32 protein-coding genes and 2 pseudogenes are annotated in these 26,483 nt (G+C 69.2%); 24 read left to right on the top strand and 10 right to left on the bottom strand.

The genetic code is table 11. The features are described 5' to 3' along the window. Window positions 1-41: 41 nt before the first annotated feature. From ACIBLC_RS39985 to ACIBLC_RS39960, 6 genes are all read left to right on the top strand, one after another. Window positions 42-1,070: a hypothetical protein gene (locus tag ACIBLC_RS39985; RefSeq protein ID WP_399216414.1), complete on the top strand. Its 1,029-nt coding sequence runs from the start codon at window positions 42-44 to the stop codon at window positions 1,068-1,070. A 55-nt stretch (window positions 1,071-1,125) separates the two neighbouring features. Then, the gene (locus ACIBLC_RS39980) at window positions 1,126-1,668 is read left to right on the top strand and encodes a hypothetical protein (RefSeq protein ID WP_399216413.1); all 543 of its coding nucleotides are present in this window, start codon (window positions 1,126-1,128) and stop codon (window positions 1,666-1,668) included. A 368-nt stretch (window positions 1,669-2,036) separates the two neighbouring features. Then, window positions 2,037-3,386: a hypothetical protein gene (locus tag ACIBLC_RS39975; RefSeq protein ID WP_399216412.1), complete on the top strand. Its 1,350-nt coding sequence runs from the start codon at window positions 2,037-2,039 to the stop codon at window positions 3,384-3,386. Between the two features lie 137 nt (window positions 3,387-3,523). After that, window positions 3,524-3,745, top strand: a complete 222-nt coding sequence (locus ACIBLC_RS39970; protein WP_399216411.1) for a hypothetical protein — start codon at window positions 3,524-3,526, stop codon at window positions 3,743-3,745. After that, a complete protein-coding gene (locus ACIBLC_RS39965) occupies window positions 3,745-4,119 on the top strand; it encodes a fic family toxin-antitoxin system, toxin component (protein ID WP_399216410.1) in 375 nt (124 codons plus the stop codon). The genes ACIBLC_RS39970 and ACIBLC_RS39965 overlap by 1 nt, the downstream gene beginning before the upstream one ends. Before the next feature lie 88 nt (window positions 4,120-4,207). Then, on the top strand, window positions 4,208-4,816 hold the full coding sequence (locus ACIBLC_RS39960) for a hypothetical protein (RefSeq protein WP_399216409.1): 609 nt from the start codon (window positions 4,208-4,210) through the stop codon (window positions 4,814-4,816). Window positions 4,817-4,911: 95 nt separating this feature from the next. On the opposite strand, the gene ACIBLC_RS39955 is transcribed toward ACIBLC_RS39960, so the two are convergent. Next, window positions 4,912-5,121, bottom strand: a complete 210-nt coding sequence (locus ACIBLC_RS39955; protein WP_399216408.1) for a hypothetical protein — start codon at window positions 5,119-5,121, stop codon at window positions 4,912-4,914. 103 nt (window positions 5,122-5,224) lie between these two features. On the opposite strand from ACIBLC_RS39955, the gene ACIBLC_RS39950 reads away from it, so the two are divergent. The 4 genes from ACIBLC_RS39950 to ACIBLC_RS39935 all read left to right on the top strand — a co-directional run bounded on the left by ACIBLC_RS39950 (window position 5,225) and on the right by ACIBLC_RS39935 (window position 8,801). Next, a complete protein-coding gene (locus ACIBLC_RS39950; protein WP_399216407.1) occupies window positions 5,225-5,695 on the top strand; it encodes an NUDIX hydrolase in 471 nt (156 codons plus the stop codon). Window positions 5,696-6,045: 350 nt separating this feature from the next. Then, a complete protein-coding gene (locus ACIBLC_RS39945; protein ID WP_399216406.1) occupies window positions 6,046-6,867 on the top strand; it encodes a hypothetical protein in 822 nt (273 codons plus the stop codon). A gap of 172 nt (window positions 6,868-7,039) precedes the next feature. After that, on the top strand, window positions 7,040-7,654 hold the full coding sequence (locus ACIBLC_RS39940) for a hypothetical protein (RefSeq protein ID WP_399216405.1): 615 nt from the start codon (window positions 7,040-7,042) through the stop codon (window positions 7,652-7,654). Between the two features lie 286 nt (window positions 7,655-7,940). Next, the gene (locus tag ACIBLC_RS39935) at window positions 7,941-8,801 is read left to right on the top strand and encodes a hypothetical protein (protein ID WP_399216404.1); all 861 of its coding nucleotides are present in this window, start codon (window positions 7,941-7,943) and stop codon (window positions 8,799-8,801) included. A gap of 128 nt (window positions 8,802-8,929) precedes the next feature. Here the strand turns inward: ACIBLC_RS39935 and ACIBLC_RS39930 are convergent, their stop codons facing one another. Then, window positions 8,930-9,379, bottom strand: a complete 450-nt coding sequence (locus ACIBLC_RS39930; RefSeq protein ID WP_399216403.1) for a hypothetical protein — start codon at window positions 9,377-9,379, stop codon at window positions 8,930-8,932. 112 nt (window positions 9,380-9,491) lie between these two features. After that, window positions 9,492-10,262: a GntR family transcriptional regulator gene (locus tag ACIBLC_RS39925; RefSeq protein ID WP_399216402.1), complete on the bottom strand. Its 771-nt coding sequence runs from the start codon at window positions 10,260-10,262 to the stop codon at window positions 9,492-9,494. Between the two features lie 130 nt (window positions 10,263-10,392). Between ACIBLC_RS39925 and ACIBLC_RS39920 the strand changes: the two genes are divergently transcribed. The 11 genes and pseudogenes from ACIBLC_RS39920 (at window position 10,393) to ACIBLC_RS39870 (ending at window position 20,245) form a co-directional block, all read left to right on the top strand. After that, entirely contained in the window at window positions 10,393-10,677 is a 285-nt protein-coding gene (locus ACIBLC_RS39920) for a hypothetical protein (protein ID WP_399216401.1), read from the top strand. Next, entirely contained in the window at window positions 10,674-11,495 is an 822-nt protein-coding gene (locus tag ACIBLC_RS39915; protein ID WP_399216400.1) for a hypothetical protein, read from the top strand. Before ACIBLC_RS39920 ends, ACIBLC_RS39915 begins: the two co-directional genes overlap by 4 nt. A 169-nt stretch (window positions 11,496-11,664) precedes the next feature. Next, window positions 11,665-12,126, top strand: a pseudogene (lexA, locus tag ACIBLC_RS39910) (transcriptional repressor LexA); the annotation flags it as partial. Between the two features lie 169 nt (window positions 12,127-12,295). Then, window positions 12,296-13,423, top strand: coding sequence for a tyrosine-type recombinase/integrase (locus tag ACIBLC_RS39905; protein ID WP_399216399.1), 1,128 nt, complete (start codon window positions 12,296-12,298; stop codon window positions 13,421-13,423). Between the two features lie 4 nt (window positions 13,424-13,427). Beyond that, window positions 13,428-13,760, top strand: coding sequence for a helix-turn-helix domain-containing protein (locus ACIBLC_RS39900; protein WP_399216398.1), 333 nt, complete (start codon window positions 13,428-13,430; stop codon window positions 13,758-13,760). A 174-nt stretch (window positions 13,761-13,934) separates the two neighbouring features. Continuing rightward, window positions 13,935-16,187: a hypothetical protein gene (locus ACIBLC_RS39895; RefSeq protein ID WP_399216397.1), complete on the top strand. Its 2,253-nt coding sequence runs from the start codon at window positions 13,935-13,937 to the stop codon at window positions 16,185-16,187. A 107-nt stretch (window positions 16,188-16,294) separates the two neighbouring features. Further along, window positions 16,295-16,705 carry a DUF6153 family protein gene (locus ACIBLC_RS39890; protein WP_399216396.1) on the top strand — a complete coding sequence of 137 codons (411 nt, stop codon included), beginning with the start codon at window positions 16,295-16,297 and terminating at the stop codon, window positions 16,703-16,705. A 122-nt stretch (window positions 16,706-16,827) separates the two neighbouring features. Beyond that, window positions 16,828-17,454, top strand: a complete 627-nt coding sequence (locus tag ACIBLC_RS39885) for a DUF305 domain-containing protein (protein ID WP_399216395.1) — start codon at window positions 16,828-16,830, stop codon at window positions 17,452-17,454. Between the two features lie 164 nt (window positions 17,455-17,618). Continuing rightward, window positions 17,619-18,140: a DUF4396 domain-containing protein gene (locus ACIBLC_RS39880; RefSeq protein WP_399216394.1), complete on the top strand. Its 522-nt coding sequence runs from the start codon at window positions 17,619-17,621 to the stop codon at window positions 18,138-18,140. Window positions 18,141-18,300: 160 nt separating this feature from the next. Next, a complete protein-coding gene (locus ACIBLC_RS39875; RefSeq protein ID WP_399216393.1) occupies window positions 18,301-18,690 on the top strand; it encodes a four-helix bundle copper-binding protein in 390 nt (129 codons plus the stop codon). An 835-nt stretch (window positions 18,691-19,525) separates the two neighbouring features. Beyond that, window positions 19,526-20,245, top strand: a complete 720-nt coding sequence (locus ACIBLC_RS39870; protein ID WP_399216392.1) for a hypothetical protein — start codon at window positions 19,526-19,528, stop codon at window positions 20,243-20,245. 120 nt (window positions 20,246-20,365) lie between these two features. On the opposite strand, the gene ACIBLC_RS39865 is transcribed toward ACIBLC_RS39870, so the two are convergent. Beyond that, on the bottom strand, window positions 20,366-20,737 hold the full coding sequence (locus ACIBLC_RS39865) for a hypothetical protein (protein WP_399216391.1): 372 nt from the start codon (window positions 20,735-20,737) through the stop codon (window positions 20,366-20,368). Between the two features lie 152 nt (window positions 20,738-20,889). Beyond that, a complete protein-coding gene (locus ACIBLC_RS39860) occupies window positions 20,890-21,036 on the bottom strand; it encodes a hypothetical protein (RefSeq protein ID WP_399216390.1) in 147 nt (48 codons plus the stop codon). A gap of 80 nt (window positions 21,037-21,116) precedes the next feature. On the opposite strand from ACIBLC_RS39860, the gene ACIBLC_RS39855 reads away from it, so the two are divergent. Both ACIBLC_RS39855 and ACIBLC_RS39850 read left to right on the top strand, forming a co-directional pair. Then, window positions 21,117-21,686, top strand: a complete 570-nt coding sequence (locus tag ACIBLC_RS39855) for a TetR/AcrR family transcriptional regulator (protein WP_399216389.1) — start codon at window positions 21,117-21,119, stop codon at window positions 21,684-21,686. A 135-nt stretch (window positions 21,687-21,821) separates the two neighbouring features. Further along, window positions 21,822-22,067 (top strand): annotated as a pseudogene (locus ACIBLC_RS39850) (LexA family protein); the annotation flags it as partial. 176 nt (window positions 22,068-22,243) lie between these two features. Here the strand turns inward: ACIBLC_RS39850 and ACIBLC_RS39845 are convergent. Beyond that, window positions 22,244-22,516, bottom strand: a complete 273-nt coding sequence (locus ACIBLC_RS39845; RefSeq protein ID WP_399216388.1) for a DUF6207 family protein — start codon at window positions 22,514-22,516, stop codon at window positions 22,244-22,246. A 72-nt stretch (window positions 22,517-22,588) separates the two neighbouring features. Between ACIBLC_RS39845 and ACIBLC_RS39840 the strand changes: the two genes are divergently transcribed. Then, window positions 22,589-22,948, top strand: coding sequence for a hypothetical protein (locus tag ACIBLC_RS39840; protein ID WP_399216387.1), 360 nt, complete (start codon window positions 22,589-22,591; stop codon window positions 22,946-22,948). A gap of 153 nt (window positions 22,949-23,101) precedes the next feature. On the opposite strand, the gene ACIBLC_RS39835 is transcribed toward ACIBLC_RS39840, so the two are convergent. From ACIBLC_RS39835 to ACIBLC_RS39820, 4 genes are all read right to left on the bottom strand, one after another. Further along, the gene (locus ACIBLC_RS39835; RefSeq protein ID WP_399216386.1) at window positions 23,102-23,527 is read right to left on the bottom strand and encodes a hypothetical protein; all 426 of its coding nucleotides are present in this window, start codon (window positions 23,525-23,527) and stop codon (window positions 23,102-23,104) included. An 89-nt stretch (window positions 23,528-23,616) separates the two neighbouring features. After that, window positions 23,617-24,600: a hypothetical protein gene (locus ACIBLC_RS39830; protein ID WP_399216385.1), complete on the bottom strand. Its 984-nt coding sequence runs from the start codon at window positions 24,598-24,600 to the stop codon at window positions 23,617-23,619. Beyond that, a complete protein-coding gene (locus tag ACIBLC_RS39825) occupies window positions 24,597-25,193 on the bottom strand; it encodes a hypothetical protein (protein ID WP_399216384.1) in 597 nt (198 codons plus the stop codon). The genes ACIBLC_RS39830 and ACIBLC_RS39825 overlap by 4 nt, the downstream gene beginning before the upstream one ends. A 216-nt stretch (window positions 25,194-25,409) precedes the next feature. After that, a complete protein-coding gene (locus ACIBLC_RS39820; protein WP_399216432.1) occupies window positions 25,410-26,426 on the bottom strand; it encodes a DNA polymerase thumb domain-containing protein in 1,017 nt (338 codons plus the stop codon). Between the last annotated feature and the right edge of the window lie 57 nt (window positions 26,427-26,483).

Raw genomic sequence — 26,483 nt, 5'->3', positions numbered from 1 at the left:
CCCACCACGTCCGCGCCCCGCCGTTCCAGGAGGAACACACCATGTCCCGACCTCTACCGCAGGTCCCGCGCGCGCGTCAGCTGGGCGTGCTCGCCATCGGAATATCCGTGGCGGTCATCCTCGCCGGGTGCAGTTCCGGCTCGCTCACGGGCAGCGATGCCGACGGCCGCGGCACGGCACCCACACCCGCCCCCCAAGGAGTGGTGACCACGACGTTCGCCAACTCCGTGCTCTCCACATATGTCAAAGCCAACAACGCCGCCAACAAGACCCGGGACGCGAAGCTGCTGAGCACCGTCGAGGCGGGACAGCTCAACCGGCAGTCGGTAGCCGACTACCAGCAGTGGAAGACCTGGCCCGAGAAGGACCAGAAGGAATACGGCAGCGCGTTCTCCTACGCCAACCGCACGTGGTTCCTGCCGGCCAAGGGCACGGCCACCTGGTTCGCCGTCACGGCCACCTCGACCTACGGGACCAAGAACTCCACCCTGCTGATCTTCGACAAAATCGGCGGCACCTACAAGATGGTCGCGTCCCTCTGGGCCACCGACGGGACACCGACACCCGAGATCGCCACCGACCGGCACGGACTCGCCAAGGCCGTCGACCCCTCCGACCCTGTGGGCGCCCTCGCCCCCAACGAACTCGGCGCCGCCTTCGCGGACCTGTACGAGACCGGCGGCAAGAACGACGGATCCAAACTGGCCTCCACAAAAATCACCAAGGCGGCTGTCGCCTCCTACACGGACCGCGACAAGGGCGACAACTCCGCGTACGCCACGAAGAAATACTTCGCCGCCGTGCCGGCACGCAAGACGGTGTATGCGCTGCGCCTGGCCGACGGTGGCGTGCTCGCCGTCTTCCCGACCGCGCTCACCTCAGAATTCATGCTCCGGCCCCCGTACATGAGCAACCACAAGATCAACCCGAGCGAAAAGGAGTCCGTCTACGACGGCACGAGCCGCGTCCTGGTCACCAACGAATACCAGGGCCAGGCCTACGCAACCCTGACACCGTCCGGCAGCCCCCGGGTCCTCGGGTACGAGAGCCGGCTGGTGGACTCGCGATGATCCCCACCCACCTCCGCGATGTCCGCGCTCCGCTCGCCAGGGCGGAGGCCCGTTCATGACGAGCCAGCCCGCACCACGCCCGCCTTCCGACGACGACGGCTTGCCCCCGTACACGGCCCCGGCCTGGTACACCAGACGCATACCTGTCGGCCCGGACCGGCCTGACGCCACGCCGATTCCCTGGTACGCGGTCGGTCAGGGGACTCCGCCCCCGCAATGTCACATCTGCCTGGCGCAGCCCGTCGCCGTGAAGGAGATCCGGTCCCACACCGGGCTGGTCTTCTGGGGCCGCACCCGCACGATCGCTGAGCCGCTGTGCCGGCAGTGCGGCATCGCCCTGGTGCGGACCATGACGACCAGAACCCTGTGGCAGGGCTGGTGGGGCGTACTCAGTCTCCTCTTCCACACACCCGCCGCACTGGCCCAGAACTCTGCTGCCTACCGGCAGTTCAGGGACCTGCCCGCCTCCCTGCCGCCGCCCGGAAGAAGATCCCTCGCGCTGGGGAAGCCCGTCCTGCGGCGGCCCCAGGCCTACGTGGCGCTCCTGCCGCTCGCCGGGACGCTCGCTCTGGCCACCGTGCTGATCAGGACGGCCTGAGCACCGCCACCTCCGGAGCCGGTCGGCCCGCGGCAATCCGAAAAGCGAAAGGGGCGGTCCGGCCTGCACAGGCCGGCTGCCGCCCCACAAGCCGAACGTCCGGTCCCCACCGGCCATCGGCCCAGTCCACCCGCCGGAGTGAGGGATTGCAGCCCTCACCGGCGAAAACAGGTTCTTCCACAAACCGCACAGACCGTGCCCGGCCTCGTGCTGCCGCGAGGCACCACCCCGCAACAGGAACCATGATGCCCGACCACGCCCCTACTCGCCACGCCTGCCAGAAACAAGACTCAAGCGACAACACACGCGCACCGTCCGTCACTTCATCCCAGCGCTTCACGCTCATCGACGCGCCAGAAGATCACGAGGTGCACGCCACCGCATCACGGCAGCTGCGGCGTGCTGGAGACTTCCTCGCCGCCGCCCGCCACATGATCCGCCACCACCCCAAGGCCGGGCCGACCACGCTGCGCCTGGCCGCCGCTTTCGCTTCCCGCATGCACCGCAGCCAGCACGGCCACGTGCCGTTCAACGTGGCGGCCACCGTCGAGGAACTCGGCCTCAGCCGCCGAACCGTCCTCAACCACGCCCGCTACCTGCGCGAACTCGGCCTCATCGCCTGGGTCGAGCACGGCTCCAGACGCAACGTCCTGCGCACCCGCCACAGCGGCCAGTGGCAGTCCAGCCACGGCTACCGCGGCACCGCCACGATCTACGCACCCGTCGCCCCACCCGCTTGGGACCACGCGCGGGGACACCGGATAGACGGGAGCGGGTATCGGGCCCGGCTGATCGGCGTCACCGAGGCAGGCCGGGCCCGCGCTATCGCCGCGGCCCGCCACCGCGCCCGAAACACGGGACAGCAGCGTTCCAGGCGCTGCACCCCTTCTGTCGTGGTCACCTCAGCCTCATCTCATCCGCAGGTAGTGGACAGGGGTAAGAAAGACACTCCACGGCGAAGGCAGCACCACGGCGCCCGTCGGACACGGTCGTGGGTCACCCCCGCAGAATGCCGCCACGCCATCGCCCTCACCGAGAGACTGCAGCGCGAGGTGTGGTGGCTGTATGCGGCCGGTTCCCGACCTCTCGCCTACGCACTGCGCCCCCTCATCCAGGCCGGATGGACGGAACAGCAACTCGCCGCGGAGCTGTCCACCTGGGGCGTCCCCGCACATCTCCAGGACCCCGCCGCCTACGCCCACCACGAGATCAGCCGAAGGCAGCGCCTCGCTGAGCTCCCGCCCGTCACAGAGCCGGCCGGCCACGATTCCCATGCCGACGAGGAGGGCACGCGCTACGCGCGGATGCTCCGGGACCGCTCAGGACGGCACACCCCCGCCTGGCAGCGCTACGCCCAGCAACTTCGGCCCGCGCTCCGTCGCGAGTTGGCCGAAGCCCGCCGAAAGAGCCGCCAGCAGCCCTCCGTGCCGGATTACCGGCCGGTGCTGCGCGAGAGCGAGGAAGACTTTTTCGCATCCCTGCCTCTCGAAACGTGGGGTGATGCCCCCACACCCCGAGAGATTTACGCCGCGCGTGCGGGCGGCCGGACACCTGGCCGCGGCCAGGCCCTGCCACCGGCCGATGCCCGGTCGCTGAAGGACCTGCGCGACCACGACGAGGCAGCGCGGGCATGCGCCGCTCTCCGCGCTGCATGGGCGGCGGAAGAGGCCCACCCTGCAGGCAGCGCGTCTCGCGAACCAGATCGCGGCTGCTGCTGAGATCCAGCGGCTTCCCGTAGCCCGCCCTGCCCTGCGGCACACCGGAGACCTCTACGCGGGCTGCGGAAGCTGCTCTCTGGTATGTACTCCCGTCTCATCCCTCCCCGTCGAAGCCCTGGTCCGGCTACCGTGGAGGCATGGCCAAGGAGATCCGTATTCGAATCGACGATGAGACCTTCGAGGAGCTACGCCGTCGCGCCGCCGATGACCATGAGGACCCGGATCAGTATGCGAGCCGGCGGCTGACAGACGACCTTGCGCGGACCCGGTTCATCGAGGGAGCCAAGGCGTTCGTCGACGAGCACGGGCCGGCCTTCGCCGAACGCTTCGGGACCGGCACCAGCAGCCACGCCGCCTGATGCCGCCCATTGTGGTCGTCGACGAGCGATGGCTGCTGGATATCGCACAGAACCTCGTTCCAGGTGACCCCGATGTCACCGATTACGGAGCGCTGGCCGCCGCGGTCGCCCGCCACCGGCACGAGGTCATGGGAACCCTCGTCTACCCAGCCGCGCGCCACCGGGCCGCCGCGATCCTGCACGCTCTCGCACGACTGCCTGCCCTTGAGCACTCGAACGAACTCTTCGCTGCCCAGGCCGCCTACGCCTATCTCCACGCCAGCGGCATCCAGGTCAAGGTCGCCAGCCAGGAAGCAATCACGCTGGTCGCCGACGTCGTCGAGGGCCGCCGCGACGTCCGCCAGGTCGCCGAGGCGCTGAAGACCTGGGGCTGATGTGCCCGCTCGGCGCGGACCGAGTACGCCCGGGATGGGTGACAGCAACCCTCATGGGCAATAAACCGATATGGCGGATGGAAACGCCTTGGCCGGGCTGATTGGGGTCATCGTCGGAGCCCTGGTGATGGGCTACTTCGGACCCCTCAAACTGTGGAAGCGCAACGCCGAACTGGAGAAGGCGACCGCGCGCCGGAGGGGTGCGGACGAGGAGGTCCAGCGCCTGGTCGACCTGCGCTTCACGGTGCGCCAGTGGCACAGCGCTCTGCAGGACATAGCGCAAGAACTGCAGCTCGGTCGGTCCGTGGAGTTGGAGAGGTTCGAGCAAGTAGTCCATGGACGCAGAGAGGCAGTTGCCGCGGCCGTCGACGCCTGCATCCCGGACGGCATGTTCATCGGCCAACAAACCAGCCACGTTGAGACGCACATCGGCCAACAAACCAGCCACGTTGACACTCAGAGCGGCAGATACAGCCAGTTTGATCCGGAGGGACGGCTTCTGTTGGTCCTCGATGTTCTCGAAGATGCCACGCGTCTGACGCGTGGCCTGGTGATCAAAGGCTCTGCGCTGCACGAGGCGGACCGCACGGCTCTCGACTCTGCTGATCGTAATATCTCCCGAGTCCGGGATCGCCTGGCTACCTTGATCCTGGACCACGTATCGGCGATCACCGGGCGCCCCGTCCGCCTGGTCTGAGCGAGCGGGTCGGGCTTCTAAGAGAACGCCCTCACCGTCGGGGGTCACGAGGAGGCGATGGTCAACGGTCAGTTCTGGAGGACGGGTACACGTCTTCATGCGGCGCCGAGCTGGAGGAGTTTCGGCACCCCTGGGGCTTGTTGGTAGGGCTGGAAACGGGGGAGGAGGTCGTCGATGAGCTTCACGCAGCGGGGTGCTCCGATCCGGCGGGCCAAAAGGAGTGACTCGGTGGCGGCCGCGGCGGGTTCGGGTTCTTTCTGGTCGAGGTAGCTGGCGGCACGGTAATCGTCGAAACGCCAGCCCACGCGCTCGCCACCTTCCAGGCCTGTGACCTGGACGCGGCGTGTATCGGCTCCTACCTCGTCAAACGGTCCTGACCCCCTTCTGGGGACTGCCACGCTGGAGGACATGACGACCTCCCCGCCGCTGCGGAAAGCTGCCCGCGCCGTCCTGGTCGACGCCGACGATCGCGTCCTGCTGTTGCGGTACGACGAGAACGGCGGCTTCTGGGCCACACCCGGCGGCTCCCTGGAACCGGGGGAGAACGACACCACGGCAACGCTCCGCGAACTGCACGAGGAACTCGGTATCGACGAGCAGGCCGTCGAACTGGGCGTGCAGCTCGCCGAGCGCAGCAAGGACCACCTGGTGGGCGGACACCAGGTCCGCCAGGTGGAGAAGTACTTCCTCGCCCGCGTCGACGCAGGCGCCGTCGACCCGGCCCGGGCCACGCAGCCTGACAACATTCGCGAATACCGGTGGTGGACCGTTCCCGACCTGCACCGCACCCAGGAAACGGTCTACCCCGCAGGCCTCGCCGACCTGGTTGCGAGTGTCCGTGCCGGCCGAATCCCCCAGCGTCCCGTCATGTTGGGCTGATCCCTGCCGACCGCACGGGATCAGCCCAGCACGAACGGCTCGATGCAATGCCGAACTCGTAGGCCGCTCGCATTGACGCCCTCGCCTCGGTCTCCTGAAGCACGGAGCAGCATCAGAGCCTTCGGTGCGGAGCCGAATGTCCTTTGCCGCGACACTCTGGCCCGGTGGAGACTGACGGCATGCCCAATCCCACGGCGCTGCCGGACTGGCCACGCCCGTTCCAGCACCTCGACCATGAATACGGCGGTCCCAGGCGCAAGGATCCCTGTCCCTGCGGCAGCGGACGGATCACCCGGCGGTGCCATGCGGACCGAGGCGACGGCCGATGGAGAGCTTCAGCATCGTCACCTTTGCTGGCCGACGAGCCCACCGGCTATCAACACCCGAAATGCTTCGCCGCGGTGTCCCGCGACTGCTCGGCCCGGATCTCCGCCGAGCACTGGCTCTCGGCGAGCATCTACCGCCAGATCGCCGTCGGCGGGCTGGTGACCGTACTCGGGATGCCCTGGCAGAACGGCCGGACCTCCGCGTTGCCACCCAAGGTCCTGGCCGCCAACATCCTGTGCGAACGCCACAACAATGCGCTCTCGCCGCTCGACAGGACCGTCGGCAACATTTTCCGTATCTTGCGGCACTTCCAGGACGATCAGCGTCGTGACCACGACCCGCACGGCCACGAGGCCGCGATTGTCGCCGGCGCGGATCTGGAGCGCTGGCTCCTGAAACTCCTGTGGGGCGGCCTGGCCGCCAACGCCTTCTCCATCGGCGGCAACCGGCCGGCCGGCCTGCGTGCCACCGCCGACCTGGAGGAACTGCTCGCCTACCTATTCCGGAACGGCTCGCTGCCGACAGGCTGGGGCTTCTACATGGCGGGACACCCTGACAAACCATTCAGCGCCGAGGGCGAAGTCGCCGTGCGGCCCATGAGTCACAACGGCGAGTTCTGGGGTGTCGGCGTCGAGTTCGGCGCCATCGGCCTGAGGTTCGCCCTCGGCACGCCCGACGGCAGCCCTCCGTACGTCGTGCGACATCCCCTCCAGATCGATCTCACTCACCACACTCGGCCCGAGCGGAAAGTCCTGGCGCTGGCTTGGGCCGATGAGTACGGACCACCTGTGACCGTGGTCTGGGCTGGACCTGGACAGGCCACCCGGTACCCGACTGTCCTGTGACGGTGCCCAACTGCCGTTGACGCCACCCGCAGGGCGCGGCGCCCTGATCAGGTCAGCTTGGCCATGACGCTGGCCATGGAAGCGATGCGGTCGAAGGCGCTCTGTCGGCTCGTCACGCCCGACAGGCATACTCCTAAGTCTCTGACCAGGTGCAATGAGAAGGGGGACGTTGGTGCTTAAGACATGGCTGGAGGAGTTCAAGGCCAATAGGGAGCTCAAGCGGCGCATAGAGCTGGAGAGGTGGGAGCAGGAGAAGCGCTGGCGCGAGGAAGACCGCGTGGCCACCCAAAAGGCGATCGCCGACAACGCGGTGGGGGCTGACGAGCACAGCGCGGGGATGAAGGCCGCCGCCGGCGTCTCCTACTTGACCTTGGTTTGCCACGAGGACGCCTGGACGTTCGTCGCGACTGAGGCGTTCGGCCGGTGGAAGCCCAGCTGGATCACGAGCACCCATGACCAGAACGACTTCCACGGGCCGAACGTGGCCTGGGTCGGACACCGGTGGACCGTGGATCCAAACCTTCCCGAGGGGCGTATCACCAAGGACACGGACGGCTCCGGGATGCAGCAGGTAGTCCTGTCCGGTCACAACCTGGTGCGCATCCTGGAAGCGCTGCGTGAGGGGGCGTCGACGGCACAATCTCTGCCGCACGCGTCCCGCTGCCGCACCTTCTACAGCAAGTTCGCCGACTTCGCCGACCGGGTCGATCCAGACGCCCCGGCTGGCCAGACCACTGGCATCGAGTTCCGTATCGACGACACCGTGGACCTCACCGGCCACCTGTAGGGCTGCGTCGGCGCGCATGAGGTGCGGCCCCGAGCCAGGCAACCGCCGAGCCCCGGATTGTTCGGCCTTCGGCGTCTGCGCCGTGCACGTCGTGCCAGTCCGGCCGCTCGCGGTGCCGATGAGTCGGCCTCGGTTCGGCTGCGGAGGTCAGTCGGGCTCGTGCGGGTCGACGGTGAACTCGTAGGCCACTTCCCAAGTGCGGTCCGGGACGACGATGTCGGCGGTCTCTACGGCGCGGCCGTCGCTGGCGTAGTGGGCTTTGTTCTCGTGTTGGCGGCGCGTCCGAGTGCGTCGGCCTTCCCGCGATGGTGATCTTGCCAGTGACACGGGAGGCGCCATGCGAGGTCGTCAGGACGACAGTCCGGCAGAGGACCAGGACAAGCCGTTTCTGCGTAGATCGCAGGGGGTGGTCTCCGTCGTGGGAGGAGCCGTGGGGATTCTGGTTGCCGTCCTGGGCCTGGTGTTCGCCCTCCTTCGGGGCTGCGGGGCAAATCAACTGAAGCTGGAACTGTCTGATGTGGACGTGGCACGTGAGCGGGACATCGCGGCCGACTGGACGCAGGGAGACGTGCCGCAGCCGGCCATGACGGACTGGACGTCCTCGCTGCTCTCGATCGCTGTGCGTAACCCCTCTGCGGATGAAGTGCTGGTTACGGAAGCGAGCTTTGTGATCAGTGCGGTCACGGAACTGGGCTGCCCGTACGGTGCGGGCGGCTCGGTGGTCTCGGCCCGGTACGACGTCAAGGTCCCCGATGGCCGTACGCCCCCGTTCACGCTGACGCGGCCGCTGAAGTTCGAGGTGCCGCCGCACGGTACGGAACGCCTCGGATTCACTGTGGGACCTGAGACTCTCCCCGCCGGCGCTTTGCCGAGGGTTTACACCTTCACCGCGGCCCTCTCCGGGGACGATGGGTCCCGCCTGACGACCGACCCCGTGGTCTTCATGAATCCGCAGGGCACGAAGTCAGTGCTCCAGGCGGCAGAGTCGGCCATGCGGGGTGGCTCAGGCTTCACCACCCCGGCGTGTGTGAGGGAGCAGGCGGGCAAGGCACGTGAGCTCGTTGAGGGCGCCTCCCTGGTCTCTCCCGAACTGAGCGAATACAGCCAGGAATTGGGCAGGCTGGCGGCTCTGCCCTCCTCGAACTGAACCCGTGCGAACGCTCGCGATATCGCACTCGGCGCGATCGCGATCATCGCCTTCATCAAGGTCCACACGTCCCGCCGCTGAGGCACGGCGGGGACATCCACACTGATGTCCCCGCTGGAGCAGGCGGATCAGGCGGTCTGCTCGACGTCGTTCCGGCCGAGTGCTACGGCACCCTTCGCGTACTTGAGTGCCTGCCGGACGTCGACCAAGTCCGCGCCCTTGACCCCCTCCTGGCCGCAGCGCTTCCACCAGCTGTGACTCTGCACTGCCGCGGTGGCCTTTCGCAGGTCCGCGAGCAGGTTGTCGTACGCGTCCGCCTGCTCGTCCGTCCAGCCGGCCGTCTCCGGCCGGCCCTCCCGCTCTTTGCCGCGTTCGGTCTCGTTCGGCCATCCGGGGTGCGGGTCGCGTGACCACGGCAGCGTCGCCTGGAAGGCGTGGAGCTCGGCGTACAGCTCGGCGGCCCTGCGCTGGGCGTCACGCAGGTTCGGCGGGAAGTCCTGCGGGTCGAACGGCGCGGGGGCCTTGTCCGGCTCGGTGACGGTGGGGTCCTTCGCGGCGGGGGAGGGGGAGGTGGTCATGCTTCGGAGCTTAGTTCGAGTCTCCGACAGCACTCCCGTTCCACGCGGGCGACATTCGCCTCCGTGAGGGGCCGGTGTGCGTACCCAACGGCGATCGGCGCGGGGCGGGCGGTCAGTCTGCTTCGGGCGGGTCGACGGCGAACTCGTAGGCGACTTCCCAGGTGCGGTCCGGGATGACGATGTCGGCCGTCTCCACGGGGCGTCCGTCGTTCGCGTAGTAGGTCCGCTCGATCGCCAGGACGAGGTCGCCGACGTTGAGACCGAGCAGGGCGGCCTGTTCGGAGGTGGCCCGGGAGGGCCTGGGGATCTCCACGTAGGTCTCGACGTCGATGCCGATGGAGCGCATCCGCTCGACGACGCCCTTGCCGGCGAGCGGGCCCATCTCGGGCAGCAGGACGGGGGTGCCGCCGGTGACGACCATGGGCTCCCAGCTCACGGAGAGCTGGGCGGGCTTGCTGTCGGCGAGGAACTCGTACGTCGTGCGCACGGTCGGGTCGCCGGGCCCGATGCCCAGGCGGCGCGCGATGCTGTCCGGCGCGGGCGTGCGGGCTTCGGACGAGGCCTCCCAGGTGCCGTTGCTGCCGATCTCGTACATGTCGGCGCGGAAAGGGCTGCCGCCGCGGCGCTCGCGGTGCCGGGAACGGACCGTGCGGCGCCGCTCGCGGGGCTGCGCGACGTAGGTTCCTGATCCCGCACGGCCCTCGAGGAGTCCTTCGACGATGAGTCGCTCCGTGGCCCGCTGCATGACGTTGGCTCCTACGCGGTAGTGCTTGGCGAGTTGCGCCCGGGAGGGCAGCCGCGCGCCGGTCTCCCACTCGCCGTCCTTGAGGCGGCGCCGCAGGTCGTTTGCGACCACCTGGTACGGCGGCTCGTCGTTGCCCATGCGCGGACTCCGTACTGGTCGGCGGCTGTCGTGGTGCCAGGTCCCGGGGTTCGATTGACAAGTTAATGCATCAGGTTCAAGCTAATGCATTAGGTAACGTTACGTGATCAAGCGTGTGCGGGGGAGATCCGTGAGCTCGCCGACCATCAGGGCCACCGCGATCGCCTCCATGCTTAGCACCGCGCTCGGCGTGCCCCTGGACCCCGACGATCCGGACGCCGTCCGCACCGAAACCAACGACACCGGTCTCCGCGTCTCCGCCCCAGTGCCGGCCGCCCTCAGCGAAGCGGCCCGGCTCGACGTGCTCGCCTTCCTGATGCGCACCGCCGACCGCTTCGGCCACCGCGTCCCGCACAACGGCCCCTCCGTCATCTGGGCCCAGATCGACACCGGGGCCGAAGGCACAACACCATGAACTTCCCCCCGCCCCGCGCACCCCGCGACCAGCCTGTGCCGCCCAACTCACCCTGGTCCAATCCGGCGAGCACCGGCGTCGTGCTCTACACGACCAGCCCCACCTCCCAGACCGCCGCCCACACGCTCGCGGCACTGCGCGACTTCGCCGAACAGCAGGGCTGGACCGTCGCACACGAGGCGTACGACCTGGCGCCCCTGCACGTCGCGCTCCGGCTGCGCACCGGCTGGCGCACCGTCGAACGGACCCTGGCCACAGGCGAAAGCGACGGCCTCCTCGCACCGTCCGAACACGAAGTGGCCACCACACCCGCAGAACAGACCGCCCTGCGCGGATGGCTGCTGAGCCTCCCCGCCTTCGCCGCCTACCCCCACGCCGGCGCCCCGGGCTCCGCTGTCACCGCGCCGATCGACCGGGAATGGTCCCACTCCTACGCCATGACCCCGGTGAGCCTGCGCCGTCTCCGCAGCGATGCGCGGATGCGCCTGACCTTGCTGAGGTGGCCCGGGAACATCCCCACGGCGATCGAGGTGCTCTCACGGCTGGCGCACAACGCTCTCGTTCACGCCCGGCCCGACGACGAGAGGGCCGCGGCGATGACCGTACGCCTGGCGGTGCTCGAGGACGACGTACTGCTCGTCGACGTGGAAGACCCACGGCCGGAGTTCCCGGACAGCAAGGCCGCCATCGCCGGAGGGAAGGGAAACGGCCTACGGAGCATCCGCCTGCTGGACGCGACACTCACCTGGCACCTCTCCGAAGGAAACCGCACCAAGACAGTCCGGGCCCACCTGCGGCCAGGCACCGTGTCTCCCTGACCCGCCCGCGGCCCGCGCCCACCTTTGAGCCACGCCTTGGACCTGCGGGCCCCGCGTGGTCCTGCGGCCCACCCCGGCGGTGAACCGCATGTTCGAAATAGGCGTTCCATTTGCACTGGATGACGGGTTAAGGTCACGTTCCGTAAGGATCTTGATGGAGGTGCCCGCGATGGAGAACAACGCGCCCGCAGGCCGTGGCCGTCCCCCGGGCCACGCCACCGCCGAGGGACAGCTGACGACCCGCCAGGCGGCGATCGTCCGCTACATCGCGGAGGCCGTCGCCCGACAGGGCTACCCGCCCTCGATGCGGGAGATCGGCAAAGCCGTGAACCTCGCCAGCACCTCCAGCGTGGCCCACCAGCTGATGGCCCTGGAACGCAAGAGCGTCCTGTACCGCGACCCGCACCGTCCCCGCGCCTACCGGATACGCACCTCGTGGGCACCCGCCCTCGACGGAAGGGGCGCGGCACCCGTCCACGTACCGCTCGTCGGACGGATCGCCGCCGGCACACCCCTGCTCGCCGAAGAGATGGTCGAGGACGTCTACGCCCTGCCCCGCCAGGTCGTGGGCGAAGGTGACCTGTTCGCGCTGAAACTGGAGCGCCGACGGGTTCGTTCCGCTGTCCCGTGCGGAAGTTGTGGCTGTTCATGCAGGTCGGAGGGGCGGGTAGACGCTTCACTCGATCGTGTGGGGATCTGACGATTCCTCGCAGATTCCAGGAGTTCCCTCCGTAATTTGCTTGCTTGTGACGGATTCCGGGACCCGCCGCTTCTCCCTCATCACGGGTGGCGACGCAGCTGTGCAGGACCAGCCTGGCGAGCTGCACCAGCTGGAGCCGGGACTGGCCGACGTCCTGACGCTGCAGCGACAGGCTGCGGCGACCTCGTCCGCAGAGGCGGAGCGCGCGCTCTACCAGGACTCCCTCGCTGAGTACGTCTGGGCCCGGGAGGTTGCGGGCCTGTCACCGCGCACGCTGGAGTCCCTGGTCCAGCCGGTGCTGGAGATCTGCTCGCACTACGACGTCATGCCGTGGCACCTGAGCTCGCGCCAGCTGGACAAGTACTTCGCCGGACCAGGCAAGAGCCCGAGGCACACGACGACGCGGTCGAAGATCAACCGAATCGACCTTTACTACGCCTTCCTGGAGCAGCGGTACGCCGGCGAGATCCACCGTCGATTCGGCGCCGTGGTCGAGTCGCCCGTCGATGCGTTCAACCGTCCTGTGCATCGCGGGGACTTCGGACTGCGGATTCCTCCGTCGGCCCGGGCGACGAAGGAGTTCTTCGCCGCGTGGCGGGAGTCGTTGCCGCAAGCACGGAAGTACCCGGTGGCGGTACGCAACTACGTGATGTCGAAGATCACGTACATCTCCGGAGTTCGGGCGGCTGAGCTGTGCGGCGTGCAGCTCGGGGACGTGCACTGGGAGAACGGGCAGTGGGGCCGGTTCCTGGTTCACGGCAAGGGCGCCGGAGGCTCCGGCCCCCGGGACCGCGAAGCCTTTCTCTTCGAGGAGGGCCGCGCGCTCTTGTGGTGGTACGTCGAGGAGGTGCGGGGAGAGTTTCCCGATGACCCCACCGACCCGCGGGCGCCGCTGTTCCCCTCGGAGCGGCTGGCAAAGTCGCTGGCCGGCATGGACGGCCTTCTCGCACCGCCGGTAGGGCCCGATACGTTCCGGCGCGCGCTGAAGATGGCCTCGCACGAACATCTGCGGGGCCCGGTTAGTGAGCTCTTTCCGCATCTCCTGCGGCACGCCTGCGCGACCCACAACTATGAGGCGGGGATGCCGTTGTGGGATGTGCAGGTCTTGCTCGGCCATGTCTGGGCATCCACCACGGTCGGCTATCTCGCGACCGCGAAGGGCGACCCGGAGCGGGCGAGCCTGGAGTCTTCCCGGCGAGCAGTTCGCCGGCTGAGCACGGAGGCGTGACCCATTGAAGTGGAACCTGCGCTGGGCCGCGGCCAAGCGCGACATCTGGCGCCCGACCCAGTTGCAGGTCGCCTTCCGGGAGGTGGGCTTCACCCCGTCCCTGAGCAAGGTGGCCGCCCTGTGGTCGGGCAAGCCGGTCACCGTCCGGCTGGAGGACCTCGACCTGATCTGCGCCGCCCTCCAGTGCACGGTCGCGGACCTGATGGAAGCCGAGCCAGTAGCGGCGGCCGAGGGACGCCCGGAGACCGAGCAACGCGCCGTCGGCGAGAGCGGCCCCGCACGACCGATCCCCCGGCCGGGCAGCGGCGGATCCCGGCGTCCACTGCCACCGAACTGACCGGGGGCTGGGGTGATCAGGGGAGATGGGCTGCTCGGGTCGTGCGAGACGTGCGCGAGCTGGGGAGCGGTGAACGGGAACGCCATGTGCCCTCGGTGCGCGGCGGCGTGGATCCGCGTGTCCTCCGACAGGGACGGCTGGAGCGTGGCTCCGTGCCGCCGTTGTGCCTGGACCGTGCCGGTAACACGGGCGGGGGTGTGCGGGCCCTGCCTGCTGGCTGTCCGCCTCGGGGAGGACGACCCCTGGGCCTGGGGCGAGCTTCACGACGAAGCCCTCGCCCCGGGCCGACCGCGTCAGCTCGCCCTGAACATCGACGGGATCGTCCTGCCCGAGGCACGGCCTGTTCGGATGCCCCACGGCAACTCCGGGCGGCGAAGGGCGATTCCCCCGTGGTTACGAGCCCGGCATCCCGAGCCGGTACAGGACGATCCTCGGATCTGCCCGCCCCAGGTCCCTGGGCAACTCGGGCTCTTCCCCACCCCAGCCCGTCAGTTCGCCCGCACCCACGCGGCCCGCATCGGCGACCGCAGCATCCCCGGGCTCGAGGCCGTCTCCCAGCAGCTGCAGCAGATGGCGGACGAGCGCCGCGTACGCGCCCGGACCATGTGGATCTGGCGGCTCGAAGGCTTCGCCCGCCTCGCTCTGGCCGCCCGCGACCCCGACCAGCACCAGGTCGCCGCCGAAGCCCTCAAAGACCTCCTCTACAACGGCCCGATCCTCGGACAGGCCCTGGACCGCGCCGGCCTCCTCGCACCGCCACCACCGCGCCGAGTGGTCCCGCCGCGCGGTACCGGCCCCACCCGCCAGGGCGGACAGCGGGACCCTGAGTTGCGGGGACAGTGCACACACTGTCTGGCCTGGGCGAACGATCGGCGGGTCCTGTGTGGGCCGTGCACCAGCTGGTGCTCCGAGATGCGCAAACGCGGGGGTAACGAGGCCGAGTGCGACCGTTGCCACCGCACGCTGATGGTCAGCGGCGGGATGTGCCGGATGTGCCGGATCGTCGTCGCCGAAACCGAGGTCGACACCGCCCAGATCGCGATGAAGAACGGCGATCAGCTGTGGTTCGCCGGCCCCCATGCCGCCGGACTGGCCGTCGGACGACTCCTGCCCGGCACCGCAGCGGTCCAAGGCCGCTTCGCCCACAAACGACGGCGCGCCCGCGCCCGGGCCAAGTCCGAACGCCGACCGTCCGAGCACCTTCTCCACCCCGCCCAGCTGGAACTCTTCCCGGCCCCGCCCCGGGACTGGGCCCGACTGGACACCAGCACGCCGCCAGCCCTCACCGCGGCGGCCGAGCTCCTGATCGCTGACTTCACCGCGTACATGCGCGGCCGCGGATGGAATACCGAGTTCCTCAGCGGCAGCATCCGAACCCTGCGCATCGTGAGCGGTCATCTCGGCGCCGATGTTCCCATCCAGGAGAGCGACATCCGGGCCCTGGCCTCTCTGAGAGCCGACCTCCAGGGCGCCCGCGTCATCAACTACCTCCGCCAACGCGGCCTGCTCGCCGCGCAACCGCCCAGCAACCCGTCCATCGCTCGCGCCCGGCACCATGCCACCGTCATCACTCACCCGGCCTTCTCCACAGCGGTGCACACCTTCATCGACGTACTACTCGGCCAGGGCAGCAGCGCCAGCCGGGCCCGCAGCCCCAAGACCGTCGAGAACTACGTGGCCGCCATCCTGGACACCGTCGAAGCATGGATCGCCGCCGGGCTCACCGATCCCCGCGAGATCACCAAGAAGCACATCGAGGACGCCCTGGACCCGCTCCGCGGCGACCAGGCCCGCCGCCTGCACACCGCACTTCGATCCTTCTTCAGGGCCCTCAAACGCGAACGCCTCGTCTTCCGCGACCCGGCCCGCAGTATCTCCCTCACCAGCAGCCGGTCCGTGCCCACCGCGTTGCCCTCCGACCGCATCGCCGGCCTTCTCGACCTCCTCGACGACCCTCGCGACCGCCTCATGGTCGCCCTCGTCGCCATCTACGCCCTCCTCCCCGGACAGCTCACCCACCTTCGGCGAACCGACCTCGACCGCAGCAAAGGCCGACTGCGCCTGCGCCGGGCGGGACGCCTGGACCACGTCATCTACCTCGACGCCTTCACCCTGCGCATGGCCACAGCGTGGGAACTCCAGCGCCACCGGCGCTGGCCCGACAGCTCCAACCCCTACTTCTTCGTCACCCGCAACACCGCCGTCGACGACTCCGGCCCGCCCATCAGCGCCGGCATGGTCCAGCTCCTCTTCCAGCGAGTCGGCCTGCCCGCCGGCCGCCTGCGTGTGGACCGCATCGTCGACGAGGCGCGTCACAGCGCCGACCCCGTCCGGCTCATGGAGCTCTTCGGCCTGTCCAACCTCTCCGCCACCGGCTACGTCCTGTCGGCGCACCCGGAGAGGAAGCACGGCCCCATCGCCCCATAGGTCTGGAGGGAACCTGTCGCGTTGAGCTAGGGCGCAGTCACACGGCGCATGGGGTGCCTGACGGGCCGGCGGAAGCGGCGAGCGGGCCCGGATCGTACGATGACCGCATGACCAGCAAGAGGCAGCCGTCGAGCCGTCGCCCCATGGGGCGTGGCTTCCTGCTGCTGGTGCTGGCGGTGCTGGTCGGTGTGCTGGCGATGCACGGCCTCGGGCCTGGACCGGCGTCCGCGAAGGCGCCGGTAGCTGCCAGTGGCCACGCCATGGCGATGGTCCATGACGAGGCCGCCCAGCAGGTTGCTGGTGACTGCTCGCACACTGATGGCGGAATGGGCCACGCGGACCACGCGGATGCCATGTGTGCGGCGGCCGGTGTCGGCGCTGCGTACGCGCCTCCCGTCCTGGCCGCGGCTCTCGATGCCGGGCCCGTGTCGGCGGTACTGCCCGGCAGTGCGGCCGGGACCCCGGAGAGCGGGCGTGCGCCGCCCGATCTCGCTGAGCTGCAACTCCTGCGGATATAGGACTGCCCGTACGGCACCCCCTTGTCCCGGCTTGGCCGGCGGAGGGATGCCGCGCTCCGGCACATCCTCGTTCCGTATCGGCACCTGCCCGCTCGGGCGGCGCATCAAGGAGTCGCACCACCATGAACAAGAACCTCATCCGCCGGACCGCCCTCGTCGCTGTCGCGGGCGCAGCCTCGCTCGTGCTCGCCGCGTGCGGGTCGAGCGACGACACCTCCGCCGGGCACAACGGCCACAGCCCGTCGCCCTCGGCCTCGTCGTCCGCTCCGGCCTCCCAGGGGCAGCACAACGCGGCCGACGTCGCGTTCGCCAAGGGGATGATCCCCCACCACCGTCAGGCCGTGGAGATGGCCGACCTCGCACCCACCAGGGCGGAGTCCGCCGAGGTCAAGAAGCTCGCCGACGAGATCAAGAAGGCCCAGGACCCGGAGATCAAGACCCTCTCGGGCTGGCTGACCTCCTGGGGTGAGCAGGTTCCCGCCGAGGGCGCTATGGACCACTCCGCGCACGGCGCCGACGGCGGCATGATGACGCCCGAGGAGATGGACACCCTGGAGAAGGCGTCCGGCAGGGCGTTCGACACCGCCTTCATGCAGCTCATGATCAAGCACCACGAGGGCGCGGTGGCGATGGCCAAGACGGAGAAGGCCGACGGTTCCTTCCCCGAGGCCAAGACGATGGCGGACGCCATCATCACCTCGCAGACCGCCGAGATCACCAGGATGAACGACCTGCTCGGCAAGAGCTGACCCACTCTCGCGGAGGGTGTGTGGGCCCGTCGCCCGTGCGGGCCCGCACACCCTCCGCCTTTTGCTGGGTTCAGCACCCTCGCCGAATACCCCTGGGGGGTATACGGTTGTGGTGTGGTTCCGCGGGAGCGGGGTCACACTGGACGGGATTGGGGATGACGGTCATGGACCACAGCGCACACCAGACCAGCACCGCACAGGATCACAGCCCGCACCAGGCGCAGGCGGGTCACGCCGGGCACCAGATGGGCGGGGTGACCTGGGGGGCCGCCGCGAAGGCGACGCTGCACTGCCTGACCGGATGTGCGATCGGCGAGATCCTCGGCATGGTCATCGGCACGGCTCTGATGTGGGGCAACGTCCAAACGATGATCCTGGCGATCACGCTGGCGTTCATCTTCGGCTACTCCTTCACCCTGTTCGCGGTCCGCCGGGCCGGTCTGGACTGGAAGAGCGCGATCAAGGTGGCGCTGGCCGCGGACACCGTCTCGATCGCGGTGATGGAGCTCGTCGACAACGGCATCATCGCCCTGACACCCGGCGCGATGGACGCCCACCTGTCGGACGCGCTGTTCTGGACGGCGCTGCTGGGCGGCTTCGCCGTGGCCTTCGTGATCACGACGCCGGTCAACAAGTGGATGATCGGCCGTGGCAAGGGCCACGCCGTCGTCCATGCCTACCACTGATCACCGCAGTACGAACGTGCCCGGTCGCACCTCACGGTGCGGCCGGGCGCGTTCGCGTCTCGGGGCGTTAGCTGGAGGGACCGGGGGCTTCGATGGCGGCCGCCCCGGATCCGCCGGCCTCGCGGGGAACGGAGGCACCCTGACGTCCACCGTCAAGGACATGCTCGCCACCTACCCGGCCGACCTCGGCCACATCGACCAGGCCAAGCTCACCTCCTGCATCGAGGAGTGCATCGCCTGCGCGCAGGCGTGTACGGCGTGTGCGGACGCCTGCCTGTCCGAGGGCATGGTGGGTGACCTGGCCAAGTGCATCCGTACCGACATGGACTGCGCCGACATCTGCACCGCCACCGCCGCGGTCCTCTCCCGCCACACCGGCTACGACGCCAACATCACCGCCGCGATCCTGAAGGCGTGCGCCATGGTCTGCAAGGCGTGCGCCGACGAATGCGGACGGCACGCGGACATGCACGAGCACTGCCGTATCTGCGCCGAAGCCTGCCGCTCCTGCGAGCAGGCGTGCAACGAACTCCTCGGCGCGCTCGGCTGACGCTCGCCCCGTCACCCGTCCCGCCCGGCGGCCGAAATCCCGGCCAGGCAGGTCGGGGGCCACGGACCACTCGTGCGAGAGGAAACACGCCCTACGGGCGGGCCGCGGCCGTGGTGACGCTATGCTCCCCGGCATGGTTGTGGCCCGGGCGTTCCGTAGCGCGCCGCGGTCCCGCTCTCGTGCAGCGGGCCCGTGGCGAATGTGGGTGCTCGCCGCGCTTCTCCTCACGTTGATGTACAGCCACGGTGTCAGCGCGGAGAGCGCCGCAGGCCACGCGCACCCCGGGGCGCCGACCAACACGGCAGCCCTGAACGCTCAGGACCCGGATCCCGCCGGGCACAGTCACGAAGCGCCCGAACCGCACTCCGGCCAGGGGCACACCGACCACCAGGATGCTCCGCAGCCCGACCACGCGGCTCACCAGTGTGTGTCCGGCCAGCCCCAACAGGGCGCCGCGCTGCCCGTCCCGTGCGAGGCGCAGGCCATTCATCGGCCTCCGTACGCGTACGCAGCTGGCGCCGCTGGACCCGTCACGGCCCTCTTGGCCTCTGCCCCCGTGCCGGACTCAGCGGTCCTACGCATCTAAGCCTTCACGCCAGCCAACCGGTCGACAACCTGTTGAGCACACCCGTGAGCCATCTCCGCCAGAGCACCAGCGGCGGCCCGGCCATGCCTTGCGATGCGCCTTGCGGCTGCCATGAGGTGGCGTGCGGCGCGGAGCCGTGGGCCGGCTCACGTCGCGCTGCTCCCAGCGAATCCGATCTTCGGCCCCGCCCCGCCCGCCTGCCTCGTTGAGAACCCCAGGCCCCACTGAACTTCCCTTGAAGGGTCCGCTTTGTCCTCCTCACCCAGCCTCACCACGACGACCCCGCCCCCCACCCCGCCGCAGCCGACCCGCAGCCAACGCCGCTCCAACAGCAAGCGGGAAGGCGCCTCCCTGCCGTGGCGCTATCTCGGCTACGTCGGCTACTACGTGGGTGCCGGCCTCATCAGCGGAGCGGTTGTCCACCACCCCATGGCGCCCGCCCGCTACTCGATGATCGCCGCGTCCGGCGTACTGGTCTTCCTGCTCGCGACCGTCCTCAACGACATCATCCTCGCGACCGAGAGGCAGCCCCTGTCACGCATACTGCGCGTGCTCGGCACCTCGACCATGCTCTCGTTCGGCCTGGGCATGCTCAGCGGCGGCATGCAGCACTTCGCAGACCTCCCAGAACGCTGTGCCGTGCTGATACCGCTCGGCATCGTCCTGTCCTTCGTCGCCTTCTTCCTGAAGGAAGCCAAAAGGCCCTGGCGGCGTATCTTCAGCCTCATGGGCCTGGCAATTCTCGTCGTGACGGCCGTCACCTTCCTCGGCCTGCGCCATATCGCCCCCACCATGGCCGAGTCCGGAGGACATAGCCACAGCGATGTCGTGCCCGAGAAGGGAAGCGACGAAGGCAAGGAGGGCGGCCACGGCAGCGACAGCACCAACCCGACCTCCCAGCCCACCGCCTCCCCGAACGCCACCCACCCCAGCAAGGAGCCCGGGCACGACGACGGACACCAGCACTGAGCCGACCTGCTTGCGCCGTCACAAGACAGTCAGAGCCGAACCCGGCACGTCTGAGGCAGTGCGACCCCAGTGCCTGACCAGTCGGTGAGCGGATTGATCCGCTGGCAGAGCGGGCGCGGGTCAGCGCGGCTGTGGGACTTGCTCGCGCTGGCGGCGGCGTCCGTAGCGGGTGACCCCGCGCGGCTTGAACACCGACAGGGCGGCCGCCGTGAGCAGCACCGCAAGGGCGGCGGCCGCGTCCGCGATCAGCTGGATACGCATGCCCTGAAGCTGGCCGCCCGTGAGGGCGGCCCGTGCGGCCGCGTCGGCGAGGTGTCCGACCGGCTGCATGTGGACCAGCAGCAGAACGGTCGCGCCCACGGTGATCAGCAGTTTTGCGATGACCCAGTAGTGGCGCAGCAGCCCCCACACCGTTCCAAGGGACTGCACCAGGCCGGTCAACAGTGAGGCGGCGCTGAACGGGACGATCACGTACCAGCCCACTACATCCATAGCCAGGTAGGCGCCCCGGACCGTCTGGGGCGCGCTGCTGCTCAGCCCAGCGACGGCGAGCGCGAGGAAGGCCGCGACCGCGCCCAGCCAGCCGACCGAGGCAGTGACGTGAAGCGTGAGGGTCAGCTTGCGCAGCCGCGGCGGGAACGGGGTCAGGGCGCGTGCCCCGCCATGCCGCCGCCGGCCAGGTGCACGATCACGAACACCACGATCAGCACCACGGCGACCGCCGCGGAAACCTTCACCCAGCGCGGTGCCCCCTCGCCGTCGTCATCGTGACGGTCCGGTGAGCCTGCCATGACGCCTCCCTCTTTTTCGATACACTCTGTCTCTACCTGAAACCGAGTGTATGCCCTGTGGACGTCCGTATCCTGGGTGGGTGCCGAAGCTGTGGAACGAGACGATCGCCAAGCACCGCGCCGCCGTGCGCGAGGCCATCCTGGACACCACCGCGAAGCTGGTGGCCCAGAGCGGCCTGCGGTCGGTGACCATGTCCCAGATCGCCGAGCAGACCGGCATTGGCCGCGCGACGCTCTACAAGTACTTCTCCGACGTCGAAGCCGTCCTGCTGGCCTGGCACGAGCGCCAGGTCACCGCCCACCTCCAGGAGCTCGCGGGCATCCGCGACGAGACTGGCACCGCCGTGGAGCGCCTGAAGGCGGTGCTGGAGGCGTACGCAGGCATCGCCCGGCAGCGGCACGGCGGCGAACTCGCCGCCCTCCTGCACCAGGGCGAACACGTCACCCACGCCGAGCGGCACCTGCACGGCATGCTCCAGCACCTTCTCGCCGAGGCCGTCGAGGCCGGTGACCTGCGCTCGGACGTTCCCCCCGCTGAGCTCGCCCAGTACTGCCTTCACGCCCTGACCGCGGCGGCCACCCTGACTTCCCAGGCGGCTGTGACCCGCCTGGTCGCCGTCACCCTCGACGGCCTGCGCCCGGTCCCCTGAACCGGGCAGTGGCCTGCGGTCGCCGTCTCGCCAGGCATCCGAGCCGAACCCACGCCAGACTCTCCGCGAAAGCGAAGAATTGACGCAGGTTCCCAGGCAGAGTCCTCCGAGATTCGACGAACCCGTCGGTTTCCGGTCTCCGGCGATTCGATGATCGACGCGGCGATCTGCGACGGCGACATCGTGACCGTACGGCGCCAAGACAGCGCCGACCACGGAGACATCGTCGCCGCACTCCTGGACGACGAGGCCACCGTCAAGGTGCTGCGCCGACAGGACGGGCAAGTGTGGCTCATGCCCCGCAACCCCGCCTATTCGCCGATCGCCGGCGACCACGCGCAGATTCTCGGGAAGGTCGTCGGCGTCCTGCGTCTGCTCTAGGTGCGCCGACTGAAGCGGCCGCCGTCCTCGCCCTGCTGCGTGCCGGCACGTACTGCGTCCGAGAAGCCGCGCTATCCCGCGGCGAGTTCACGCGCAGAGCACACGCGTTGGCGGCGGGTGTGGCACTCGCGACTTCAGGATGGTCCGTCACTTCCCCCGTAGCGGCGGACCACGTCTTACTCCGGGCCGGTGGCCAGCGCCTGATCCAGGAGGGAGGTCTCGATCAGGACCTCCCGTAGATTCGTGTACATCCGCAGCCGCACACCGGGCTGGCCGACATCGTGAGTGGTGCGATCGGCGGTCGCGGTCCCCCACATGCGGCCGATCGCGTTCTGGAAGGCGAAGACGGTGTCGTCGTCCAGGCCCGCCACGTCGATGACGAGCATGCCGGGTTCGGACAGATGCGTTTCTCGGATCGGGTCCACGTATGTCAGTACGTGTTCGTGCACGACAGGGTTCTCTGCAGGCTCCGGATTCACCCGACCGGAGCAGCTGTCAGTGGCGGCGGCTACCGTCCTGACATGACCAGTTCGCCGAACTCCCGGGAAAACGCATGGGTGTTGGAGGCCACCATCTGGACGGCACGGGCCGCCGACACTCACTGGCAGGAGCAGCTGAACACCATCCGCCCGGTCGCAGCGTACGACCCGGAGACGCAGACGTGGCGTGCGCGCCTCGGTGCTCTCGACCTGCCGGGACTGGAGATGCTGCAGATCCTCTTCGATGCCGCGCGCACCCACGGCACCGAAGTGCGACTCGCACCGGTGGCGGTCCCGCCGCAGTGGACCGGCCCTGTCTTCACGGCGGATTCTGAACTGGCGGCCCTTCTTGACGCCCAGGCCGACCAAGGGCGGGCGATCGGCCAGCTGCATCTCGGCTGAGCGTTCCGGGACCGCGCGGACTTCCAACGCGGTGTCGGCCGTGTGGAGGTACGGGCAGTCCGTCTCCCGCCCCGCACAACGGAAAACGCGTCGGTCCCGGACCACTCTCGTGGCCCGGGACCGACGCGTCCCCAGGAGTACGCGGGCGGAGCCCTACCGGACGGGCGGCAGCGCGATGGCGGCTGCCCACGCGCTGGCCGCCGCGCTGAACATCTCGGTGCTGCCCGGCAGGCCGTTCATGAACAGGATCGACGCGACGATGAACGAGAAGACGCCGAAGATCACCAGTGTGACGCGGGTAGCCGTGCGCGCGGCACGAAGGGCTCGGCGGCGCAGGATGCGCCGACGGGAGGAGCGCTGACGACGCTTCAGGAGACGTACGTCGGCCTCGATGACGGCGATCTCCTGCAGTTGGCGCCCGAGGACGGCCTCCACCGCGGAGGCCTCGCCGCGTCGCCGCAGCAGTTCACGTTCGGCCTCGGCGAGGTACTCCGTCACGAAGCCCCTTCCGTCGTACGGGTTCTGGCCTCGTACCGGCGTGCCGTACGGCTGACTGTCCGGGCAGTTGTGGGACGACATCACAATCTCCTCGTTGCATCGAAGGCCCGGACGGAAAGTGGTCTGTGCCCGGCCGGGACAACTCCCAGTCGGGTCACAGACCTCATCCGTTACACCTGGCCCTCTGTACTGCAGAAGCATTCGGTGTCCTCGGCTCCTGCCGGTGTTCCGCCGTCATCCCGGCGCTCGGCGCCGCTGGCGGGCACCACGTCGCGGATCACTTCGAAGAGGGGCGGGAAATCGAGGTGCCCGAGGTACGTACGGAAGTACAGCGTCTGACGATCTGCCAGCGGCTTGATTTCGTCCGGCAGTTCGTCTCGGTCCGGCAGTACGGCGCCGTCAACCAGGACAGGAAGAACGGCCAGGCGCCGCTCGAAGGCCATGGCGATCTCCATGCGGACCCAGTCGCTGTCGCCGTCGATGGAGCGGTGGTCCGTCCCTTCGGCCTCCGATGCCCACGGCCGGCCCACGATGACGAGGAGGATGTCGCATTTCCCCAGGTTCCGCGTGATGTCGTGGGGGAAGTGGGTGCCCTTTGTGATGAAGCGCTGCTCACCGAAGACCTTTTCCTCGCCGAACTCCCGTCGAAGCGCGGTTTCGATGTGCGAGCCAGCCACGTCGGTGTCACCGCGGAGGCGGGCGACGAAGATGGAGGGGGACCTGGGGATTTCGCGCGCGGTGCCCTGCTGGTCGGGGGGCGCGATCTGGTCGGATCCCTCGGTGCTGGCCTCGGCGTCCCCGGCGCGATGCACCTGTCCTCCCGGGCGGGCCTTCGCTCTGGCCGCAACGATCTCCTCACCACGTCGGATGACGGCGTCGAGCCGCGCGGCTTTCACCTCCTCGCTCGCCGGGTCCTCGACCGGCTCGGTGAAGAATTCCGCGAAGTCCGCGGTCAGCTCGGGCTCGTCGGCCACACCCGCGATCGTGGAGATGGAGAACTCGGCGGAGTCCGCGTCCGGCTCGGGCACGTCGAACCCGCTGATCGTGGGGTTGTTCACCGGCTCCAGCGTGGCGAACTCGCCGTCGGTGAACGCATCAAGATCCGGGTACCTCGGCAGGGTCGTGGGTGGGATGTCGTCACGGTCGTTGCTCATTCGGTCGCCCCTTCCTGCTCACGTTCGGCCCTGATCTTCTTCATGGTGGCGCGGCCTCGGTGGAGATCCACCCTTTCGTTGCTCTCCTGGATCCCTTTGATCTTGGCTCTTTCCCTGGCGGAGTAGCCGTCGTGTTCCAGCGCGACACTCCGCCGCTGCCGCTCGGGGAGCGCGGTCAGGATGTCCGCCGCCTCGGCCAGGGCTTCCGCCGCTGCGTACGCCTGCTCGGGCAGTTGCTCGCCATCGGTGACTTCCGGCTCCCGGCCACGGCTGACAGCCAGGCTTGCGGGGACGTGACCTGTCGCCGCGTCCGCGGCGAGTTTGCGGTGGCGCACGTTGCTTCGGATGATGTCCACACTCCGGCACATCACGATGCGGAAGTAGAGCCTCTTGCGGTTGTCCTCTTCCTTCGGGAAGGAGGGCTCAGGCCACATCACCCAGAGCTCCGCCAGTGCCTCGGAGGCTGCGGCATGCGCCTCCCACTCCTGCAGCCGGTGCCGCCGGCGCGCGTACCTCACCCCGTTCATGTACCACCGCCTGAAGAACGCTTCATATTCGGGATCTGCATCCCGTGGTTGGTCGGGCCCGCTCATGTGCCCCCGCTCTCCGGACCGGCCATCAAGGTCTCACCGTTCACTCGTCCACGGGCGACACGCGCCCCGATCCAAGGAAGTCGTGCGCAGCACCTGGTTCGTTACACGCTTGCGGGTTCTTTCTGCTCCGCATCCGATACCCGGGCCAGTACGCAGGTCAGCGAGGGCGTCGCGGCGAGGAGTTCCGTCACGGTGGCCATCTGTCACAGCGGGGCTTCAGCTCCGCACGTCCCGCCGACGGGTTTCGGCGCCGATCGCGAGAGAGGCGGGGTAGAGCAAGCTGTGCCCGTACCGGGCCCGGGCGCGGTCGGCGACGGCTTCGATCGCGAGGGGCTTGTCGTCCCTCGCGTCGAGGGTGAGTTGCCGGGTGGCCCGGTCGGCGGGGCGCAGGGCGTCGGCTCGCAGGGCGATGCTGCGGACCCGGGCGCGCTGGAGCCCGAGGGACTCATAGACCGCGTAGGCGGTGCGGGCCAGGAGCACGGTGTGCTGGGTGGCTTCGGGCAGGGTCCGGCTGCGGCGGGTGTCGCTCGAGTCGGCGTAGTGGACGGTGCAGGTCAGGCCTGTCGCGATCTGGCCGGAGCCGCGGAGGCGGGCGCCGAGGTTGTCGGCGAGGGCGAGCAGGGCGCGCTGGTGATGGGCGGGGTTGAGTTCGTCGCGGCCGAAGTGGTGTTCGGCGCTGATGCTCGCCGGTGTGGGGGTGGGGTCGACGATCTGGGTGTCGTTGCCCTGGGCGTGGTTGTGGAGCGTGCGGCCGGCGCGGGCACCGAGGAGGCGTTGCAGGGTGAGTTGGGGTACGTCGGCGACGTCGCCGACGGTGTGCAGGCCGAATTCGGCGAGCGTCGTGGCAGTCTTCGCGCCCACGCCGGGCAGTTCCCGGACCGGTCGGGGCCGCAGGAACGCGGTGATGGCCTCGGGGGAGTCGTCGATGACCGTGCGCCGGTCGAGCGGGGTGAGGGCGCAGGCCATCGCGGCGAGCATCCGGTTGCCCGCGCACCCCGCGGCACTGTTCAGGCCGAGATGGGCGAGCGCGCGCAGCTGGACCAGTTCGGTCAGGCCGCGGGCGTCGCGGCGCCAGTAGGGGAGCGCACCGGTGAGGTCGAGCACGGCCGAGTCCGGTTCGATCATCTGCACGCGCGGCGTGATGTCCTCCAGCAGGCGGCGCAGCCGCTCGGGAAGGTCGGCCTCGTGGCCGGCAGGAACGTCGAAGCGCAGGTGCAGGATGTGGCGGCCCATGGCGGTCACCCCGGAGAACCCGGGCTGCGGTGGCCGAGCCGGCCCAGGTCGGCGGAG

This window comes from Streptomyces sp. NPDC050535 (genome assembly GCF_044457665.1).
Classification (GTDB): Bacteria; Actinomycetota; Actinomycetes; order Streptomycetales; family Streptomycetaceae; genus Streptomyces.
The sequence above is the reverse complement of the archived record's forward strand: the minus strand, read 5'-3'. Positions and strand labels throughout refer to the sequence as shown.